The sequence below is a fragment of the Bacillus changyiensis genome, assembly GCF_027706145.1.
Classification (GTDB): Bacteria; Bacillota; Bacilli; order Bacillales; family Bacillaceae; genus Bacillus; species Bacillus changyiensis.
On the sequence record NZ_JAQFWW010000005.1, the window covers coordinates 214,404 to 232,257 of the forward strand.

Sequence of the window (17,854 nt, forward strand, 5' to 3'; positions counted from 1 at the left end):
ATATTACAAGTAAAGTTTAACAAAACAGCAGAGAAATGGCATTATTTTCTTTGTGAACAAATAAAAAACCGACTCCTTTTATTAGAGTCGGATCGGTCTAAAGATTTATCCAAATACTTTTAATAAATCTTCTTTATTTTGTGTTAGCCAAAAACGAATCATTCGCTTTGCGCCTTCTAAGTCATGAAGTTTTGCCTGACCACATTGCTTCTCATTTGCAGCTGGAATTTCGTTCACTTCAACAGCCTCTTTAAATGTATCTTCAAGCAAATCGACAATCTCCTCAGCTTTCGGCTCGCCACTTACGACAAGGTAATATCCTGTTTGACATCCCATTGGTGAAATATCAATAATATCAAAGTGATCGTATTTTTCAGCATGTGTCCGAATCGTAAAAGCGAGCAAATGCTCAAGTGTATGAATCGTATCAGGTTTCATCGCCTGTTTATTTGGCTGACAAAACCGAATATCAAACTTGTTGACAACCCCATCTGTTCCGACTTTGTGAACTCCACAATGTCTGACATAAGGTGCCTTAACAGCATGATGGTCAAGCTCAAAGCTTTCAACTGATGGCATGTATTATCTCTCCCCTCTCATTCATCTTTTTGTATTATAGCATATAGATTTCAATGTATGATAATGGTATGAGCTGAGTTATGGACAGTTTATCACTTACTTAGAAAACTCAGTTTCAAATGAGAAACGACCTGTTTCTTCAGGAGGGTGTATATACTTATTTATTTTAAATTTAAATATTTTGTGGTATTCTTTTGCGTGTGGATTTATAGACTCTACCATATGTTCTTCTTCCTCTAATCTATCCACAATCATTTAAAAAAGGTGTTGAACAATCATGAAAACTCTGTTCCTTCTGATCATCCGAACATACCAAAAATGGATCTCGCCTATTTTGCCTCCATCTTGCCGCTTTTATCCCACCTGCTCCAATTACGGACTTGAAGCAATCCAAAAACACGGAGCGCTTAAAGGAGGCTGGCTGACAGTTAAGCGGATACTAAAATGCCATCCATTTCATCCCGGTGGTATTGATCCCGTACCGGAAAAAAAACATAAGCATTAATAGCCGTTAATGACAACATCAAGTTTTCCTGTCCCTGGATCAATCACAAGTCCGTGTACGGGAACATCTTGTGGTAAAAGCGGATGGTTTTTAATGACTTGCACACTGTCTTTGACACTATCCTCTACAGAATCAAAGCTTTTCAACCACTGCTTAAAGTCAACTCCTGAATATTCGAGAGTTTGTATTCGCTCTTTAGAAATTCCCCGTTTTACTGCTTTGTCAAGAAAACTTTCACTTTTCAGTTTGCTCATACCACAATCATGATGCCCGATCACGCATATTTCATCAGCATTCAACTCATAAACAGCAACAAGAATGCTTCTCATAATACTTCCAAAAGGATGTGAAACAAGTGCTCCTGCGCTTTTGACAATTTTCACATCACCATTTCGCATATTCATCGCATGTGGTAACAATTCAACAAGCCTTGTATCCATGCAGGAGAGGATGACCATTTTTTTATCAGGGAATTTACTTGTCTGATATTTTTTATAATCCTCACGTTCAACGAACTGCTGATTAAATTGTAAAATATTATCCAAAAGATTCATGACTTGTTCCTTTCTAAACGAATTTTGCAGTTAAGCATACCATATAACTTATTTTTTTTCATTAACTAGACTATAAAAATATTTTTCTCTTTTCAAATCGTAATTATTACGATACAATGTAACAGGAATAATTTTAAATCGGAACAATTCGATTTTATGTTGAGAGGAGAAACAAAATGAAAAAAACAATCGGATTAGCATCTGCAATCCTCCTTGCAATTGGTTTAACAGCAGGGTGTTCAAGTACAGGAACCTCAGCAGATCAAAATAAAAAAGATGGAAAGTTAGATATTTATACAACGATCTATCCACTTGAAAATTTCACAAAGAAAATCGGTGGGGAATATGTAAACGTTAAAAGTGTTTATCCTCCTAATGTTGAAGCACATACTTATGAGCCAAGCTCAAAAACGATTGCGGAGATATCAGATTCAGATGCCTTTATCTATTCTGGGGTCGGTGTAGAAGGGTTCGCTGATAAAGCAGTCAATATGTTAAAAAATAGTGATGTCGACATTGTGAAATCTGGAGAAGGAATTGATCTTCTTGAACATGGAGAAGAGCATGGTCATGACGAGGAACATGAGCATGGTGATCACGACCATGGTGATCACGATCCACATGTCTGGCTTGACCCTGTACTCGCCCAAAAGTTAGCGGAAAATATTAAAAATGAGCTCGTAAAATTACAACCAGAACATAAAAAAATATTTACAAAAAACTATGAATCTCTCAAATCTGAATTGGAAAAGCTTGATCAAGAATTTAAAAAAACAGTTGCACACGCGGGTAAAAAAGAGATTCTCGTTTCTCACGCTGCATACGGATACTGGGAAAAACGTTATGGAATTGAGCAGATGAGTGTGCTTGGTCTTTCACCAACTGAAGAGCCTTCTCAGAAGGATTTGGAAAATATCGTGAAAACAGCTAAAGAACACAACATAAAATATGTGATATTTGAAAGTAATGTTAGCAGTAAAATTTCCGACATCATTAAAAAAGAAATCGGCGCTGAAAGCCTAACAATGAAAAATCTTGAATCCGTCTCAGAAGAAGATCTTAAAGACGGCAAAGACTATACTAGCATCATGAAAGAAAACTTAGCTGTCCTTAAAAAAGCTTTATCAAATAAATAATGACTGACACACGCACATCAAGATCTTGATGTGCGTGTTTTTTATCAAAAAAAGACCGAATATCGGCCTTTAATCGAGATTAAATCTTTTCTTAAACTGTTCGACCCTTCCCCCTCTTTCATTGAACTTTTGTCTACCTGTGTAAAATGGATGAGTGTCAGAGCTTACTTCAACTTTAATCACCGGATATGTTTTACCATCTTCCCACTCTGCTGTTTCATTAGAAGTTCTTGTTGAACTGCTCAAAAATCGGTAACCACTGTTTACATCGTGAAACATAACCTTGTAAGTTTTTGGGTGAATATTTGGTTTCATTGACAATTCTCCTTCCAAAACGTAATTATTACGTTTTATTATAAACCTTTTAATTCATCATGTCAAAAGATAGAAGAATAAACAAAACAAAGGACGGATACGCTAATACCGTACAAAAAATTGAAGGGGGATCATAATGGAACATAAAGAGGAACAAAAAGTACTTTGTGAAGTTAATAACTGTACGTATTGGGGCCAAGGAAACAAATGTACAGCTGATGCCATTTATGTAGTGAGCCATGCAGGTGAAAAAGCTTCTACAAGTGAGGAAACGGATTGTAAAACATTTAAACCAGAGCATCATTAATCAGAAGTATTGAAGGAGGAACAGGCTGATGAAGCATGAGTCCTTGATGAAGGCTTTTTTTCAAGAAATCCAGGGAGCTGATGAGATCTCTTTTCAAAAGGCCGCCCGCTCCTTCGCAAACTTATGGGATTATGAATACGGTTGTCTGGACGGTTTTAATGAACAAGCTGATCAACTGATCGGACAAGCCGTTTGCGAAGACATGCTGTTAGAGGAATAGGATCAAGGGTGTCCATAAGTTGGATGCCCTTAAGAGTAAAAAAACCGGCATTTATTGCCGGTCCAAACGAGAAGGGGAATATAATACACATTAAATATAAAAGAATACCACAAAACAAACAAACCTTAAGAAATAGAAAATCGCTTAACAAAAATGCTTTTTAACGTTTAAATACATCGATTTTAACAGAGTTTTTTCTTAATACATGTTGATTCACTGAAAATCCCATTCCTGGATTTTCTGGTACCTTAATATACCCACCTTGAATCTGAATTTCAGGTTGAACAATATCCTCTTCCCAGTACCTCGAAGATGCGGAGATATCCCCTGGTATCAAAAATTGCGGGAGTGAGCTAAGCGCAATATTATGCGCCCTAGAAATACCTGTTTCCAACATTCCGCCACACCAGACAGGCAGATGGTGCTTTTTGCAAAGATCATGAATTTTTAGCGCTTCCGTTAAACCTCCAACACGTGAAGGTTTAATATTAATGATTTGGCAACTACCTAACTCAATCGCTTTTCTAGCATCATCGACCGACCGTATACTTTCATCAAGACAAATTGAAGTTTTGATATACTTTTGTAAGTGACGGTGATCAACAATGTCTTCATCTGCCAATGGTTGTTCGATCATGATTAAATGAAATTGATCCAATTCTTTTATACGTTTAAGATCTTTCAGCTGGTATGAGGAGTTTGCATCTGCCATTAATGGTACATGTGGAAAATGCTTTCTAATTTCTTTTAATAAACCAATATCTTGTCCAGGCTTAATTTTAAGTTTTATTCTTTGATAACCTTCTTTTACATATTGATCAATTTCCTGAAGCATATCCTCTATTGGTCCAAGTCCAACGACAACACCAGCGGGTATTTTTGATTTCACTCCTCCTAGTACCTCTGTTAAAGATTGACCATGTTTTTTAGCATACAGATCCCAAAAAGCGGCTTCAACCCCGGCCTTTGCCATTCTGTTTCCTTTAAATCTATGCAATCGCTCTGGAACTTGAGAAGGATGAGAAAAGCTCTCAGAAAGCACAATCGGAATAAAAAAATCTTTCAACATATGATAGCATGTCTCAGTTGTTTCTTCCGTGTACCATGGAGAGGAAAAAGCAGAAACTTCCCCCCAGCCTATCACACCGTGCTGATCTTCTACCTCTATAATAAGAAATTTGCGTTCCTGCAACGTTTCTAAACTAGACTTGAAGGGTTTTTTTAAATGCATGCACAAATGGTACAATGTCAATCTTTTGATTTGAATCATATCCTTCTCCTTCTACAATTTGTGTCTCATCAATTTGTTTGCAGCATTACGCGGTAACTTTTCAACAATCTGAAAAGCTTTTGGAACTTTATAAGCAGCAAGTCTATCTTTACAAAATTGAATGAGTTCTTCCTCGTCAACCGCTTCACTGATTACCAGAAATGCATGTGGAACCTTTCCCCATATGTTATCATCTACTCCTTTTATTCCAGCTTCCATAACAAAAGGATGGGTTTGAAGAACCGCTTCTACCTCAGCGGGATAAATATTTTCACCACCTGAGATGATTAAATCTGAACGTCTATCTAATACATATAAAAATCCGTCATTGTCAAGGTAGCCGAGATCACCAGTTTTAAACCAGCCATCTTTTAATGATTCACGAGTAACTGTTTCATTTTTCAAATATCCTTTCATCACTGTCGGCCCTTTTACAATAATTTCACCATGTTCACCAGTGTTGCATGACACCCCATTTCGTTCGATCCGAATGTTTGAAGCAAACAGCGGTTTTCCGGCTGAACCGAGTTTTGTCATACTGTACTGTGGTGTAAGTGTTGCAATTTGCGAACAAGTTTCTGTCATGCCATAAGTCTGAACAATTGGTAATTGTTTTTTTCTGCATTCTTCGAGTAGGGCAAATGGAGCCGGTCCCCCACCTAACAACAAGCATCTTAACGGCTCAGGACAGTTGGAAAGCTCTACTGTTAGACGCGCAAGTGTTGTCTGAACAACCGAAATCATCGTTACTTGGTCAGCTTGAATTGAGCGCAGAACATCCTTTACTTCAAATTTTTTATGTAAAACAATCGTCATTCCATAAATGACAGACTTAAATAAAGCGGACAAGCCACTGATATGAAAGAGAGGTAAAGTCACTAGCCAGCGATCATCCTCCATAAGACCAAGATTTAAAGCAGAAGAAACTGCACTAAAGTAGTGATTAGAAAAGGTTTGCATCACCCCTTTAGGCCGTCCAGTTGTACCAGATGTATACATGATTGTAGCTGTATCATCCAAATGAATGTCGACTGGTTGAAAAAACGGCTCAGGCAAAATTTTTTGAAGTTCTTCTACTGTCATGGCATTCATATGTTGCTCAGCAAAAGGTTCTTCAGTTATCATAAGCTTAGCTTCTGAATGTTCGATTTGATAGAGTCTTTCCGATTTTGACAGTCTTGTATTTAAAAGAACGACACGAGCACCAAGGAAAAAACAAGCGTGGATGCAAATCACCATTTCGAGTCGGTTTGTCATCAGAATAGCAATTGTATCGCCTTTTTCAATAGCCAAATGTTTCAGCTGGGCGGCCATTTTTTCTGCCTCTGTAAACAGCTTTAAAAAGGTAAGCCGTTTGTTTCCTTGAATAACAGCCAGCCTGTCAGGTGTCAATTCTGCCCGCTGTTTAAGCCAATTCGGCTGCTCCATTAGCATCTTTAATCATCTCCAAAACTGATTTAAAAAGAAAACAGCTCAGTTCATACCAAGCTGTTTTTTATATTAAGGAAAACGAGGGAACTGTCCAAAGTCTGGGCGGCGTTTTTCTTTAAAGGCATCGCGCCCCTCTTTCGCTTCATCTGTTGTGTAGTATAGCAATGTCGCATCTCCGGCAAATTGTTGAATACCTGCGAGTCCATCTGTATCAGCATTAAAAGCAGCTTTCAAAAACCTAAGTGCTGTCGGGCTCTTTTCTAACATTTCTTCACACCATTGAATGGTTTCTTCTTCAAGTTTTTCAAGCGGAACAACCGTGTTGACAAGGCCCATTTCCTTTGCCTCTTGAGCATTATATTGACGGCATAAGTACCAGATTTCACGCGCTTTTTTATGGCCTACAATTCGCGCTAAATAGCCTGATCCATAACCGGCATCAAAACTACCCACTTTCGGTCCTGTTTGTCCAAAAATTGCATTGTCTGCAGCAATAGTCAAGTCGCAAACGATATGCAGTACATGTCCACCACCAATTGCATAGCCAGAAACCATGGCAACAACAGGTTTTGGAATCACACGAATTAAACGCTGTAAGTCGAGCACGTTTAGACGCGGGATTTGATCTTCTCCCACATATCCTCCATGACCTCGTACTTTTTGATCTCCACCTGAACAAAACGCTTTATCCCCTGCACCGGCAAGGATGATAACACCGATATTTGCGTCATCCCTTGCATATGCAAATGCATCAATCAGCTCTGAAACTGTCTTCGGTCGAAATGCGTTATGTACTTCAGGCCGATTAATCGTAATTTTTGCAATGCCATGATATGTCTCATATAAAATATCTTCATATTGACGTTCACTTTTCCATTCTACCGTCATCAATATAACCTCCTACTTTAAAATAAAGTCACTTATTATTCTACCAAAAAAATCAGGCTCTTCCACATGAACCGCATGACCTGTTTGCTCGGCGATCACAAGACGGCTTCCAGGAATATATTGCTTCATGTTTTGATTGATCGCTACAAATTTATTGTCAAGACTCCCGGCAATTAAGAGAACTGGGTAATCGATAAAAGCAAGCTTCTCCCACCAAGAAGGTTGTGCACCGGTTCCCATTGCGGACAAGCTGTTTGCAAGACCAAGAGGCAGCTGATTGAGACGTTCATTGCGAATTTTTTCTTTTTTGGCAGTTTCCAGTTTATGCTGGGAAGAAAACAAAGGGATTCCTTCCCAATAGTCAACAAACCACTCCATCCCCTTGCGGAGTATTTGTTCCCCAAGTCGCCGATCGTGTGCTCTTCGGTCTTGCCTTTCTGCTTCTGTTTGCAACCCCGGAGAACTGCTTTCCAAAATTAAACGAGCTATTCGCTCAGGATGAATCATCGCAAATGACAAAGCAAGTCTACCACCCATCGAATACCCGACTAGATGAACATTTCCCAATTCAAGCTGATCGAAAATTTCCAATAAATCAGCACATTGCTTTTCTGTACTGTAGCGTTTTTTTTCACTTGGCGAATCGGTTCTCCCATGGCCGAGTAAATCCAGTTTTACACAACGAATTCCTGGGAAATACCGTTCTATTCCATCCCATGTTTTCGCACTGCCTGTAAACCCGTGTAAAAAAACCACTGTTTGTTTTGTTGACCACCCATTATCTTCTATTTCATAGCTAATACCGTCTTTTAATGTCAGTTTCAAAATGTCCACTCTTTTCTGATTTCATAAAGAACTGTCTCCATTAATTGAAGCTGATGCTGGACACGGTCATGTCGCTTTGTTTTCACTTCAATAATATCAAGTCCGTTTCGGTGAATAGAAGATAAATAAGCATCAGTAAAATGAGCGATCGACTCTGGACATTGATAACGCCCCCCATACAATTCTGCAGCATGCTTAAATTCAAGTCCGGTCGGTGTACCAAATAATTGCTCAAAATATGTTTGTTCAGTTGTTTGAGGAAGAAATGAAAAAATTCCGCCTCCATCATTATTCACAAGGATGACTGTCAGTGGAATATCAAGCGTCTTACAAACTAATAAACCGTTTAAATCATGATAAAAAGATAAATCACCAATCACAAGTGTAACAGGCTCTTTCGTTGCTGCATATACGCCGAGCGCTGTCGAGACTACACCATCAATCCCATTTGCACCTCGATTAGCAAACACTCGGAATGAGCGCTCCTGATTCTCAAAAAATGTATCTACATCGCGAATCGGCATGCTATTACCAACAAAAAGTGAACTGTTTTCAGGAATAAAATATTGCAAATGGCGATACAGATTTCCTTCAAATGTAAGATCCTCGACTTCAAGATTTCGCAAATGATGACGAAAACGGCTGTTAACATACTGCCATTTTTCCAACCAGTCACATGATCTGTTTTGCGCAACTGAACGGATCATAACTTTAACGAATTCCCTCTCTGTACAATGTAACATATATGAGCTCTGTTGAGTGGGATCTCGAAAGCCTCCACTAGGATCTACGATCATCTGGACGATATTTGAATGTTGCTTTAAAAGCTGATACAACGGCTTTGAAACAGGCATCGCCCCAAAACGGATGACAAGCTTTGGCATTAAAAAGCTTGTTAAGTCTTCATCTTTTAATAAAGAATCATACGCATCAATAATGGTCTCTTGAGCATGACTTCCATTTCGTAAATTTGAGAGTGGATCAGCTAAAATAGGATACCCCAATGCTTTTGAAAGTGAGATGATCTCGTATTTAGCTGCTTCATTCTGGAGCTCGCCGCAAACAATAACACCTTTTTCTGTTTCTTCAATCAGTGTGCTCAAAGTGTTAAGATCTTTTGCATGAATGGTTGCATGACTGCCAGTCACAGATATATGAGATCGATTTCTCATTCTTTCAAACGGCTGATCATCAAGATTTGGCATTAGTGGCTCCCTTAATGGAACATTAATATGAACAGGTCCATGGGGTTCTTTTAATGATTCTCCAACAGCACGGTCTGCTACAGCCCGGATATAGGTGAGCATTTCTGGATGTGCATCAGGCAATGCTAAGTCTGTGAAATAGTTAACAAAGTTTCCGAATAAGAACTGCTGATCAATCGCCTGAGGTGCTCCCACTCCCCGAAGTTCATGCGGCCGATCAGCCGTTAAGATGATAAGCGGTATTCTTGAATAATGAGCCTCAATCACGGCCGGGTAAAAATTAGCTGCTGCGGTTCCAGATGTACAGATCAAAGCAACAGGTTTTCGCTCCGCTTTTGCCATACCCAATGCAAAAAAACCGGCTGATCTTTCATCAACGTGCACGTGAACGTTTAAATCAGGATGTGCCGCTGCCAGAAGTGCAAGAGGCGTCGATCTTGATCCCGGACAAATTACTGCTTCTCTAACCCCAGCTAGTGTTAATTCATCGATAAAATTCCCTATATATTTAGTAATCGGATTTTCTGTCAACTAGGATCGCCTCCAAGAGCGGACAACATTGGCTTTAGTTTCATTTGGGTTTCCTCGTACTCCTGTAACGGATCGGAATCTCTCACAATTCCACAGCCGGCAAACAGTCTAGCCTGATGAGAATCAATCAAACCCGATCGTATCGCAACTGCAAATTCTCCATGATCTCTCGAATCGAGCCAACCTATCGGACCTGCATACCATCCCCTTGACATCGGTTCAATACTTCTAATTACCTCAAGTGCTGTTTTCTGAGGATCTCCTCCAAGAGCAGGTGTTGGATGCAATTTCTCAATGAAATCAAATAAAGAATATTTTTTGCTCATTTGACCAATGATTGGGGTATAGAGGTGTTGTACACTTTTTGTCTTGTATAACTCAGGTGCTGCTGGTTTTTCAACATCATCGCAATATCTTGAAAATGCTTGATGAATCATGTCTACAACAAACTCATGCTCCATTGCATTCTTTTTATCGTGTAATAACTCAAGACCGAGCATTTGATCTTCCTGCTCAGTTTGACCTCTTTTAATCGAGCCTGCAAGACAAGTGGATAAAACCTTGTCAGCAACCTTTTTAATCAGCCGTTCAGGTGATGCTCCAACAAAACATTTGCCATTCTCCTTAATGGCAAATATATAGCTTGACGTTTGGTCGCATAATAATTGACTGATCACTCGATACAGCTGAATAGGTTCCCGAAATGTCAAAAGAATTTCTCTAGCGAGTACGACTTTATCATACTTACCTTTTTGAATGTCTGTTGTAGCATGACGAATAGCTTCAAGCCATTCATCTACATAAAGCTCAGTTTTTTTGTCATATTGTTGATGTTCTGCCCGTTCGTCATGAATAGGGAACGTTCTCAACTTTTTAACGGCGTTGATTAATTGATCAAGAACATGGTGGACATTTTCATAAGGGTGCACCCATTTATTCATTGTGATAAACGTAGCATCTGAAGTTTTAGTCAACATTTTAGAAGGAATAAAAAAAGCGCCTTCTTGAAAATCGTGCCAATGTTTTGCTTTTTTTTTCAATGGGTCAAAAGAAAAACCGCCAAATAGTAAAGGACCCACTGCTGATTGAGTTACGTTGCCATCCTCATGGAAATGAAATGATCTATCTTTTATATGCTCCCATTTTTCATGAATGTCCTGATAACGTCCTCGATCCTTTTGGTGTGTGACAACAGTTAATTCCTGTCCAAGACCGACAAGTGTCAATTGCTGATCTGGATCAGACCAAAAAAACCGTTTGTCCATTCCACTTTCAAAAAAAGCAAGCGGATCGATTGTCTCTATTTTGCTAGAATAGCTTATTAAAACAGCATGATCGACTTTTTTAAGTTTATCTAATACGTTAGATGTTTCGTTTTGTAAGGTCAGTCCCAATGTTGCCACCTTGATCATTCCTCCAAAGTCCGTAAAATGCTTTTATTACAATACACCTGAGAACGATATGTGTCAATAAAACAACACTTTTTTCTTTTTCATTATATACATATCAGCAGATAAATGAAAATGAAGACTGGACAGCTTTTTTTCTAACAATATCACCCATTATATTGACACCTTTTTTAACTTTTTCTAAACTTAGAGGGGATGTGTACGTATTAAAACTTAAAGGAGTCAAACTTATGCAACATCAATCACTTTCAGAAAGTGTTTCTGGAATAAAACAGACGAATAACTGGCGAGTATGGTGGATGTTAACAAGACCTCATACACTCACTGCTGCATTTGTCCCTGTTACAATCGGTACGGTTATGGCTCTTGAAACGGAGCGAATTCATATATGGTTGTTTATAGCCATGCTCTTAGCCTCAGTCTTGATTCAGATAGGCACAAATTTATTTAACGAATATTTTGATTATGTCCGGGGCCTTGATAATGAAAACTCCGTTGGTATTGGAGGTGCTATTGTCCGTTACGGAATGAAGCCCAAAACAGTCTTATATCTGGCCTATGGGTTATTCGGCGTATCTGTGTTGCTCGGGGTATATATTTGTATGTCTTCAAGTTGGTGGCTGGCGCTTATCGGATTAATTTGTATGGCGGTTGGCTATTTTTATACCGGAGGTCCACTCCCAATCTCATATACACCATTCGGTGAAATGATGTCTGGTATCTTTATGGGAATGGTCATTATCCTCATTTCATACTTTATTCAAACCGGAGAAATTACCTGGAATGTCTTTTTGATCTCACTTCCAATTACAATTTTAGTTGGAGGCATTAACCTATCCAATAATATCCGCGATTTAGTCGGTGACAAAGAAAATGGCAGGAAAACACTTCCAATTTTAGCAGGAAGAAAAAACGCGGTCCAAATTTTAACAGTCTTCTTTATTGTTTCTTATTTACTAATTGGTTTGTATATCATGTTCGCAATCATTTCTGTTTGGAGTTGTCTTGTGCTTTTAAGTCTTCCAAAACCCATTAAAGCTATAAAAGAATTTAAACTTAAAGAAAAACCGGCTGATCTGATGATCGCTATGAAATCAACGGCACAAACAAATACATTTTTTGGTTTTTTACTAGCGCTTGCCTTAGTTATCCAATATATTCTTTAAAAAAGAGAACCTTAGGAGGTTCTTTTTTTTTACAGTGAAAGTTCTGTTTAAAATCGTTCATACTAAAGGTGCAGCACTTTTTAGAAATGAGGCGATACATGTGCTAACAACAGAACAGGTAAAAAAGCTTGAAAAGGAACTGAAAGCTGGAAAAGAACAAATTCTTTTCCGATTTAAAAACAATGGACATTTTCAAAAAGACTTTACTTATCCATTTAATTCTACAGGAGATTTGTCTGCGTATGACAATCACCCTGGTGATGAAGGTACAGAACTGTATGAGCGGGAAAAAGATCTCGCGCTTTGGGAACATGAAAAAGAACATTTACACGATATAGAGCATGCTCTTTCTTTGATCGAAAAAGGCACATACGGCCGTTGTGAGGTGTGTGGGAAAGACATCCCTTATGATCGTCTGACAGTACTCCCGACAGCCACAACTTGTCGTGAACACTCTTCAAATGTATCCGTATCAAAAGATCGTCCAATTGAAGAAGAAGTTTTAAATCCCCCTTTCGGTCATTTTGAACGAGATGATGAAGAAAATGTTGCTTACGATTCAGAAGATGCTTATCAAGAAGTCGAACGTTACGGTAGCTCAATTACCCCTCAAGATCTGGCAGTGCCACCACTATCATATGGTCAGATGCATATCGAGTATGGTGAACCAGTAGGAAATGTAGAAGACTACGAAAATTTTGTTGCAACAGATATAACGGGTAAAGAAGTCACAGTCTATCCGACAAAAGACCATGAAAAATACGAAGAATTGCTTGATGAGGAAGGAATTATGACTTCATTTGGAGACTTGCCGCCTGCGGAAAAAGAGCCTTATACAGAAGATGACTAAGCCCTTTGCTTGGGCTTAGCTTCTTTTTCATATAAATAAAAAATCCCTACATCTATGTGCAGGGATTCAAATGATGACCCGTACGGGATTCGAACCCGTGTTACCGCCGTGAAAGGGCGGTGTCTTAACCGCTTGACCAACGGGCCTATTCAAAAAATGGCGGAGAAGGAGGGATTTGAACCCTCGCGCCGCTTACGCGACCTACACCCTTAGCAGGGGCGCCTCTTCAGCCACTTGAGTACTTCTCCATTGGCTCCACAGGCAGGATTCGAACCTGCGACCGATCGGTTAACAGCCGATAGCTCTACCACTGAGCTACTGTGGAATAATCATGGTGGGCCTGAATGGACTCGAACCATCGACCTCACGCTTATCAGGCGTGCGCTCTAACCAGCTGAGCTACAGGCCCATGATACACAAATGGAGCGGGTGATGGGAATCGAACCCACGACATCAGCTTGGAAGGCTGAGGTTTTACCACTAAACTACACCCGCAACTATTTTTTGGGGCGATTGATGGGAATCGAACCCACGAGTGCCAGAGCCACAATCTGGTGCGTTAACCACTTCGCCACAACCGCCATATATTAAATTTTAAATGGTGGCTCGGGACGGAATCGAACCGCCGACACACGGATTTTCAGTCCGTTGCTCTACCAACTGAGCTACCGAGCCTTATTAATGGCGGTCCGGACGGGACTCGAACCCGCGACCTCCTGCGTGACAGGCAGGCATTCTAACCAACTGAACTACCGGACCATTAAAATATTGGTTGCGGGGGCAGGATTTGAACCTGCGACCTTCGGGTTATGAGCCCGACGAGCTACCGAACTGCTCCACCCCGCGATAATGGGAAATTGATATAATGGCGGAGGAAGAGGGATTCGAACCCCCGCGGGCTTTGACACCCCTGTCGGTTTTCAAGACCGATCCCTTCAGCCAGACTTGGGTATTCCTCCGTAATATTGGTGGACCTTGTAGGACTCGAACCTACGACCGGACGGTTATGAGCCGTCTGCTCTAACCAACTGAGCTAAAGGTCCTTTAGATAAGTAGCGGCGGAGGGGATCGAACCCCCGACCTCACGGGTATGAACCGTACGCTCTAGCCAGCTGAGCTACACCGCCATATTTTTCAAAAGTGGAGCCTAGCGGGATCGAACCGCTGACCTCCTGCGTGCAAAGCAGGCGCTCTCCCAGCTGAGCTAAGGCCCCGAATAATGGTCGGGAAGACAGGATTCGAACCTGCGACCCCATGGTCCCAAACCATGTGCTCTACCAAGCTGAGCTACTTCCCGCAATACAAAGTGGCGCGCCCGAGAGGAGTCGAACCCCTAACCTTTTGATCCGTAGTCAAACGCTCTATCCAATTGAGCTACGGGCGCATATAACAAATGCCGAGGGCCGGACTTGAACCGGCACGGTAGTCACCTACCGCAGGATTTTAAGTCCTGTGTGTCTGCCAATTCCACCACCCCGGCGTGGATGGTTGGAGCGGAAGACGGGATTCGAACCCGCGACCCCCACCTTGGCAAGGTGGTGTTCTACCACTGAACTACTTCCGCAAAATATGACTGGCGATGCGGATGAAGGGACTTGAACCCCCACGTCTTCAAAAGACACTAGAGCCTGATTCTAGCGCGTCTGCCAATTCCGCCACATCCGCATAAAATGGTGAGCCATGAAGGACTCGAACCTTCGACCCTCTGATTAAAAGTCAGATGCTCTACCAACTGAGCTAATGGCTCCAATATTAAACGAATGGCAACTTTTATATTATATCATAAAGTAACGATGCCGGCAAGAGGACTTGAACCCCCAACCTACTGATTACAAGTCAGTTGCTCTACCAATTGAGCTACACCGGCATGGTGGAGGATGACGGGCTCGAACCGCCGACCCTCTGCTTGTAAGGCAGATGCTCTCCCAGCTGAGCTAATCCTCCGCATAACTCTCAAGCTGACAAGAACTATTATATACAATAGTAAGTCACTTTGTAAAGAGTTTTTTCGGAAAAATATTTTTGAATGGACACTGGTTCTTCATCCCCAATATTACTTATAAGAAGTACAGCAGCAAAACAATTGCCGCTGTTACCTTGATGATATTTTATTATATATCATGTTGTCCAGTAAATTCTCTAAAGGTTGGTGCGGATGAAGTGAATGAGTATTCACCTCACTTGCACTAACCTCTTTGACCGTTTTTTCAAAAAGAAAATAGACACGAAGCAACTTAGTAAAATAAAGGGTAATGACATTTTGTACATCTTTAAAAAAGCTGCTGTCAATTCTAGATGACTAAATTGAGATATTTCATTTTGGTAATACTCATTGTTTTGTTTATTTTTCTCAATTTTTTATCAATCTTTTCTGTCACTGTTTGCTTGATTGAATCCTTGACAACCTTTCTTTTCATCTTAGGAATTTTGTTAAGTTCATTAGCTATACGATTATTTATTAAATGTTTCCTCTCTTTTGAAGAAATAAATTGTCTTACATCACTTTCCTAAACACCATTATTTTCTTTATTTACCTTCATTTTTGTGTTTTCTAGCACTTTAGTTTTTTGTTTTTCTGTTAGAGAAAGGCTCTTCACCATTGATTCCGCATGATGAAGAATTTTTCTTTAGTGTGGTTAATATTAACGTTCAAGTTGCTCACAAAAATCGCAACTGCTAAAACAATCCCAACTTGCCGAAGTGCGGCTATTACACTTTGGGATGCAGTCAACAATTCTCCTTTAAAAGAAGATGCAGCCATCACTGTAATTGGCCCGACAATAATCCCATAACCTATTCCCATTGTCAAACAGCTAATGATTAATCCCGTATAACTGGAATTCATATTTAAATGATATAACATTGAATAGGCGATAAACATGAAGACAAATCCAGTTAATACCGCAATAAAATTGCCTATTTTTTCAGCAACTATAGAAGCTATTGGTGAAAATATAAAAATCATGGCCGATACAGGGGTAACTAAAAGAGCTGCTGTCAAATCAGATTCGTTTTGAATTTTTGTCAAATATGTAGGTAATATCACTGTAACTCCAATTAAAAACAAGTTACTTAAAATTACTGTCATAGCAGCTCCATTAAACTGTCTATCTTTGAATAAATCTAAATGAACCATTGGGTTTTTACAATATTTCTCTGTTGCTAAAAATAGTATTAAAAAGATTATACCTAACGCATAACATAATACAGATAAAAAAGAAAGCCAGCCCCACTCATTCCCTTTTACTAGAACTAGGGTTATGCAAAAAATCGATACACCACTAAATACTAAACCTAACCAATCGATTGAGACCTTTAATTTTTGTTCATGTTTTAATTCTAAAAAATAGATACATAATAATACACTCACAGCACAAATCGGAACATTAATAAGAAAAACCCATTTCCAATTTGCATATTGTGTAATCATACCTCCAATGACCGGACCTAAAGCTGCTGCAAGCCCTTGTGTAACCCAAGGTGCGATTTCTTTAGTCAAGAGAAACAGCAGAGATTCCAATGACCATACTTGTTGGAAAAACAATTGCTGCGCCAATGCTTTGAATCCCTCTTCCTACTATTAAACTAGCTGCACTTTGAGAAAGTGAACACAGAATAGAACCAAAACTAAATAGTATTAAACCAAGTATATACACTTTATTTCTTCCAAGTATGTCCGCAATCCTGCCGAGAGATATTGAGAAAACCGCAAATATTATCGTGTAAATATTCAAAGCCCAGGAAATTTGTTCTAAAGAAATATGTAACTCCTTTTGAATAGAAGGTATGGTTATATTCATAATGGTCGTATCTAGCATACAGAGAAATATACCTATACACATTACAAATACAACTTTATAACCTTTCCCTTTATTTATTACATTTCGAAATTTCATTTTTCTTTTCCTTCTTGCCCATCCGTAAATATGTTCAACTTTTCATTTAAAACGTCTACTTGAGCTCTATATAAGGTTATTCCTATATCAAAAGAAATTTTTTGGGTTTCAGTCAAGTTTGGTTTCCATTTCATATAGTTTTCTTCGAGCTGATTGATGAGTGCCATTTTCGCGTCTATTTCCTTGTGAATCCAGTCCAAAACTTGTTCATTTGTTACATATTCACCAAAGTACATTCTTATATGAAAATCAGATTGTAAAATATCATCTTTTACTGGAGATTGTAAAAATTCATTGAATTCCTGAATCCCTTTTTGAGTGATTGAGTAAACATTTTTATTCGGTTTACCTTCTTGAATCACCACTTTTTTCTCTATTTCCCCTTTTTACCTTTCATTTAAACCCTTCCTTTGTATAAATTTTGTAACTATCATTTATGTGATACATGTTTATATTAACAATGTAAATATGCTTGTTATTAACATTATCTTAATAAGTAAATGATTAAGAAATTAAATCATTCCTGCATATACAAATTTTAAATACTTCTACACACAGTAGTAAGACATTAGTCTCGATTTTTAAGTATAAAAAAAAAAGCCTTCTCATTATCGAGAAAACTTTTTTAATCTTCATCATATAAACCGCTTGGCGACGTCCTACTCTCACAGGGGGAAACCCCCAACTACCATCGGCGCTGAAGAGCTTAACTTCCGTGTTCGGTATGGGAACGGGTGTGACCTCTTCGCTATCGCCACCAAACTAAA

General features: G+C 39.3%; 18 protein-coding genes, 21 tRNA genes and 1 rRNA gene. 6 read left to right on the forward strand and 34 right to left on the reverse strand.

The genetic code is table 11. The annotated features are described in order from the left end of the window. Positions 1-105: 105 nt before the first annotated feature. Positions 106-579, reverse strand: coding sequence for an S-ribosylhomocysteine lyase (locus PDT38_RS15340; protein WP_270802839.1), 474 nt, complete (start codon positions 577-579; stop codon positions 106-108). Positions 580-856: 277 nt separating this feature from the next. On the opposite strand from PDT38_RS15340, the gene yidD reads away from it, so the two are divergent. Beyond that, positions 857-1,084 (forward strand): membrane protein insertion efficiency factor YidD, encoded by a 228-nt coding sequence (gene yidD / locus PDT38_RS15345; protein ID WP_270802840.1) that lies wholly within the window; start codon positions 857-859, stop codon positions 1,082-1,084. Here yidD and PDT38_RS15350 read toward each other — a convergent pair. Continuing rightward, on the reverse strand, positions 1,081-1,638 hold the full coding sequence (locus PDT38_RS15350) for a beta-class carbonic anhydrase (protein ID WP_270802841.1): 558 nt from the start codon (positions 1,636-1,638) through the stop codon (positions 1,081-1,083). The two genes, yidD and PDT38_RS15350, sit on opposite strands and share 4 nt — an antisense overlap. Before the next feature lie 176 nt (positions 1,639-1,814). On the opposite strand from PDT38_RS15350, the gene PDT38_RS15355 reads away from it, so the two are divergent. Then, a complete protein-coding gene (locus tag PDT38_RS15355; RefSeq protein WP_270802842.1) occupies positions 1,815-2,774 on the forward strand; it encodes a metal ABC transporter solute-binding protein, Zn/Mn family in 960 nt (319 codons plus the stop codon). 69 nt (positions 2,775-2,843) lie between these two features. Here PDT38_RS15355 and PDT38_RS15360 read toward each other — a convergent pair whose 3' ends face one another. Beyond that, on the reverse strand, positions 2,844-3,089 hold the full coding sequence (locus PDT38_RS15360) for a type B 50S ribosomal protein L31 (protein WP_270802843.1): 246 nt from the start codon (positions 3,087-3,089) through the stop codon (positions 2,844-2,846). A 136-nt stretch (positions 3,090-3,225) separates the two neighbouring features. Here PDT38_RS15360 and PDT38_RS15365 point away from each other — a divergent pair, with 136 nt between their 5' ends. Next, complete coding sequence (locus PDT38_RS15365) at positions 3,226-3,396, forward strand: DUF1540 domain-containing protein (protein WP_270802844.1); 171 nt, start codon at positions 3,226-3,228, stop codon at positions 3,394-3,396. A 28-nt stretch (positions 3,397-3,424) separates the two neighbouring features. Beyond that, positions 3,425-3,616, forward strand: coding sequence for a hypothetical protein (locus PDT38_RS15370; RefSeq protein WP_172297248.1), 192 nt, complete (start codon positions 3,425-3,427; stop codon positions 3,614-3,616). Between the two features lie 160 nt (positions 3,617-3,776). Here PDT38_RS15370 and menC read toward each other — a convergent pair whose 3' ends face one another. From menC to PDT38_RS15400, 6 genes are all read right to left on the reverse strand, one after another. After that, entirely contained in the window at positions 3,777-4,886 is a 1,110-nt protein-coding gene (gene menC / locus PDT38_RS15375; RefSeq protein WP_270802845.1) for an o-succinylbenzoate synthase, read from the reverse strand. Positions 4,887-4,898: 12 nt separating this feature from the next. After that, a complete protein-coding gene (locus PDT38_RS15380; protein ID WP_270802846.1) occupies positions 4,899-6,320 on the reverse strand; it encodes an o-succinylbenzoate--CoA ligase in 1,422 nt (473 codons plus the stop codon). A gap of 66 nt (positions 6,321-6,386) precedes the next feature. Then, on the reverse strand, positions 6,387-7,205 hold the full coding sequence (menB, locus tag PDT38_RS15385; RefSeq protein WP_270802847.1) for a 1,4-dihydroxy-2-naphthoyl-CoA synthase: 819 nt from the start codon (positions 7,203-7,205) through the stop codon (positions 6,387-6,389). A gap of 12 nt (positions 7,206-7,217) precedes the next feature. Further along, on the reverse strand, positions 7,218-8,039 hold the full coding sequence (menH, locus tag PDT38_RS15390) for a 2-succinyl-6-hydroxy-2,4-cyclohexadiene-1-carboxylate synthase (protein WP_270802848.1): 822 nt from the start codon (positions 8,037-8,039) through the stop codon (positions 7,218-7,220). Continuing rightward, positions 8,027-9,766, reverse strand: a complete 1,740-nt coding sequence (menD, locus tag PDT38_RS15395; RefSeq protein WP_270802849.1) for a 2-succinyl-5-enolpyruvyl-6-hydroxy-3-cyclohexene-1-carboxylic-acid synthase — start codon at positions 9,764-9,766, stop codon at positions 8,027-8,029. The genes menH and menD overlap by 13 nt, the downstream gene beginning before the upstream one ends. After that, a complete protein-coding gene (locus PDT38_RS15400; RefSeq protein WP_394356289.1) occupies positions 9,763-11,178 on the reverse strand; it encodes an isochorismate synthase in 1,416 nt (471 codons plus the stop codon). The genes menD and PDT38_RS15400 overlap by 4 nt, the downstream gene beginning before the upstream one ends. 227 nt (positions 11,179-11,405) lie before the next feature. Between PDT38_RS15400 and PDT38_RS15405 the strand changes: the two genes are divergently transcribed. Next, positions 11,406-12,341 (forward strand): 1,4-dihydroxy-2-naphthoate polyprenyltransferase, encoded by a 936-nt coding sequence (locus tag PDT38_RS15405; protein ID WP_270802851.1) that lies wholly within the window; start codon positions 11,406-11,408, stop codon positions 12,339-12,341. A gap of 100 nt (positions 12,342-12,441) precedes the next feature. Continuing rightward, positions 12,442-13,191, forward strand: a complete 750-nt coding sequence (locus tag PDT38_RS15410; RefSeq protein WP_270802875.1) for a TraR/DksA C4-type zinc finger protein — start codon at positions 12,442-12,444, stop codon at positions 13,189-13,191. Positions 13,192-13,265: 74 nt separating this feature from the next. Here the strand turns inward: PDT38_RS15410 and PDT38_RS15415 are convergent. The 25 genes from PDT38_RS15415 to rrf form a co-directional block, all read right to left on the reverse strand. Next, positions 13,266-13,337, reverse strand: a tRNA-Glu gene (locus PDT38_RS15415). Positions 13,338-13,348: 11 nt separating this feature from the next. Next, positions 13,349-13,439 (reverse strand) — tRNA-Ser (locus tag PDT38_RS15420). A gap of 2 nt (positions 13,440-13,441) precedes the next feature. After that, positions 13,442-13,516, reverse strand: a tRNA-Asn gene (locus tag PDT38_RS15425). A 7-nt stretch (positions 13,517-13,523) separates the two neighbouring features. Continuing rightward, positions 13,524-13,600, reverse strand: a tRNA-Ile gene (locus tag PDT38_RS15430). A 12-nt stretch (positions 13,601-13,612) separates the two neighbouring features. After that, positions 13,613-13,686 (reverse strand) — tRNA-Gly (locus PDT38_RS15435). 10 nt (positions 13,687-13,696) lie between these two features. Continuing rightward, positions 13,697-13,772 (reverse strand) — tRNA-His (locus PDT38_RS15440). An 18-nt stretch (positions 13,773-13,790) separates the two neighbouring features. Beyond that, positions 13,791-13,866: transfer RNA gene (locus PDT38_RS15445), tRNA-Phe, on the reverse strand. 7 nt (positions 13,867-13,873) lie between these two features. Next, positions 13,874-13,950, reverse strand: a tRNA-Asp gene (locus PDT38_RS15450). A gap of 10 nt (positions 13,951-13,960) precedes the next feature. Then, positions 13,961-14,037: transfer RNA gene (locus tag PDT38_RS15455), tRNA-Met, on the reverse strand. Positions 14,038-14,057: 20 nt separating this feature from the next. After that, a tRNA-Ser gene (locus PDT38_RS15460) sits at positions 14,058-14,150 on the reverse strand. A gap of 7 nt (positions 14,151-14,157) precedes the next feature. Beyond that, positions 14,158-14,234, reverse strand: a tRNA-Ile gene (locus PDT38_RS15465). A 10-nt stretch (positions 14,235-14,244) separates the two neighbouring features. Next, positions 14,245-14,318 (reverse strand) — tRNA-Met (locus tag PDT38_RS15470). Positions 14,319-14,332: 14 nt separating this feature from the next. Continuing rightward, a tRNA-Ala gene (locus PDT38_RS15475) sits at positions 14,333-14,405 on the reverse strand. A gap of 6 nt (positions 14,406-14,411) precedes the next feature. Beyond that, a tRNA-Pro gene (locus PDT38_RS15480) sits at positions 14,412-14,488 on the reverse strand. A gap of 10 nt (positions 14,489-14,498) precedes the next feature. Then, positions 14,499-14,575: transfer RNA gene (locus PDT38_RS15485), tRNA-Arg, on the reverse strand. 10 nt (positions 14,576-14,585) lie between these two features. Then, positions 14,586-14,671 (reverse strand) — tRNA-Leu (locus PDT38_RS15490). Between the two features lie 9 nt (positions 14,672-14,680). Then, positions 14,681-14,755 (reverse strand) — tRNA-Gly (locus tag PDT38_RS15495). A 16-nt stretch (positions 14,756-14,771) separates the two neighbouring features. Then, positions 14,772-14,856, reverse strand: a tRNA-Leu gene (locus tag PDT38_RS15500). Between the two features lie 6 nt (positions 14,857-14,862). After that, a tRNA-Lys gene (locus tag PDT38_RS15505) sits at positions 14,863-14,938 on the reverse strand. Between the two features lie 47 nt (positions 14,939-14,985). Next, positions 14,986-15,058 (reverse strand) — tRNA-Thr (locus PDT38_RS15510). 1 nt (position 15,059) lies between these two features. After that, positions 15,060-15,135 (reverse strand) — tRNA-Val (locus PDT38_RS15515). A 649-nt stretch (positions 15,136-15,784) separates the two neighbouring features. Next, positions 15,785-16,747: an MFS transporter gene (locus PDT38_RS15520; protein WP_270802852.1), complete on the reverse strand. Its 963-nt coding sequence runs from the start codon at positions 16,745-16,747 to the stop codon at positions 15,785-15,787. Continuing rightward, positions 16,683-17,087, reverse strand: coding sequence for an MFS transporter (locus PDT38_RS15525; RefSeq protein ID WP_270802853.1), 405 nt, complete (start codon positions 17,085-17,087; stop codon positions 16,683-16,685). The genes PDT38_RS15520 and PDT38_RS15525 overlap by 65 nt, the downstream gene beginning before the upstream one ends. Beyond that, positions 17,084-17,449: a hypothetical protein gene (locus tag PDT38_RS15530; protein WP_270802855.1), complete on the reverse strand. Its 366-nt coding sequence runs from the start codon at positions 17,447-17,449 to the stop codon at positions 17,084-17,086. The genes PDT38_RS15525 and PDT38_RS15530 overlap by 4 nt, the downstream gene beginning before the upstream one ends. A 284-nt stretch (positions 17,450-17,733) precedes the next feature. Beyond that, positions 17,734-17,849, reverse strand: a 5S ribosomal RNA gene (gene rrf / locus PDT38_RS15535). Positions 17,850-17,854 lie beyond the last annotated feature (5 nt).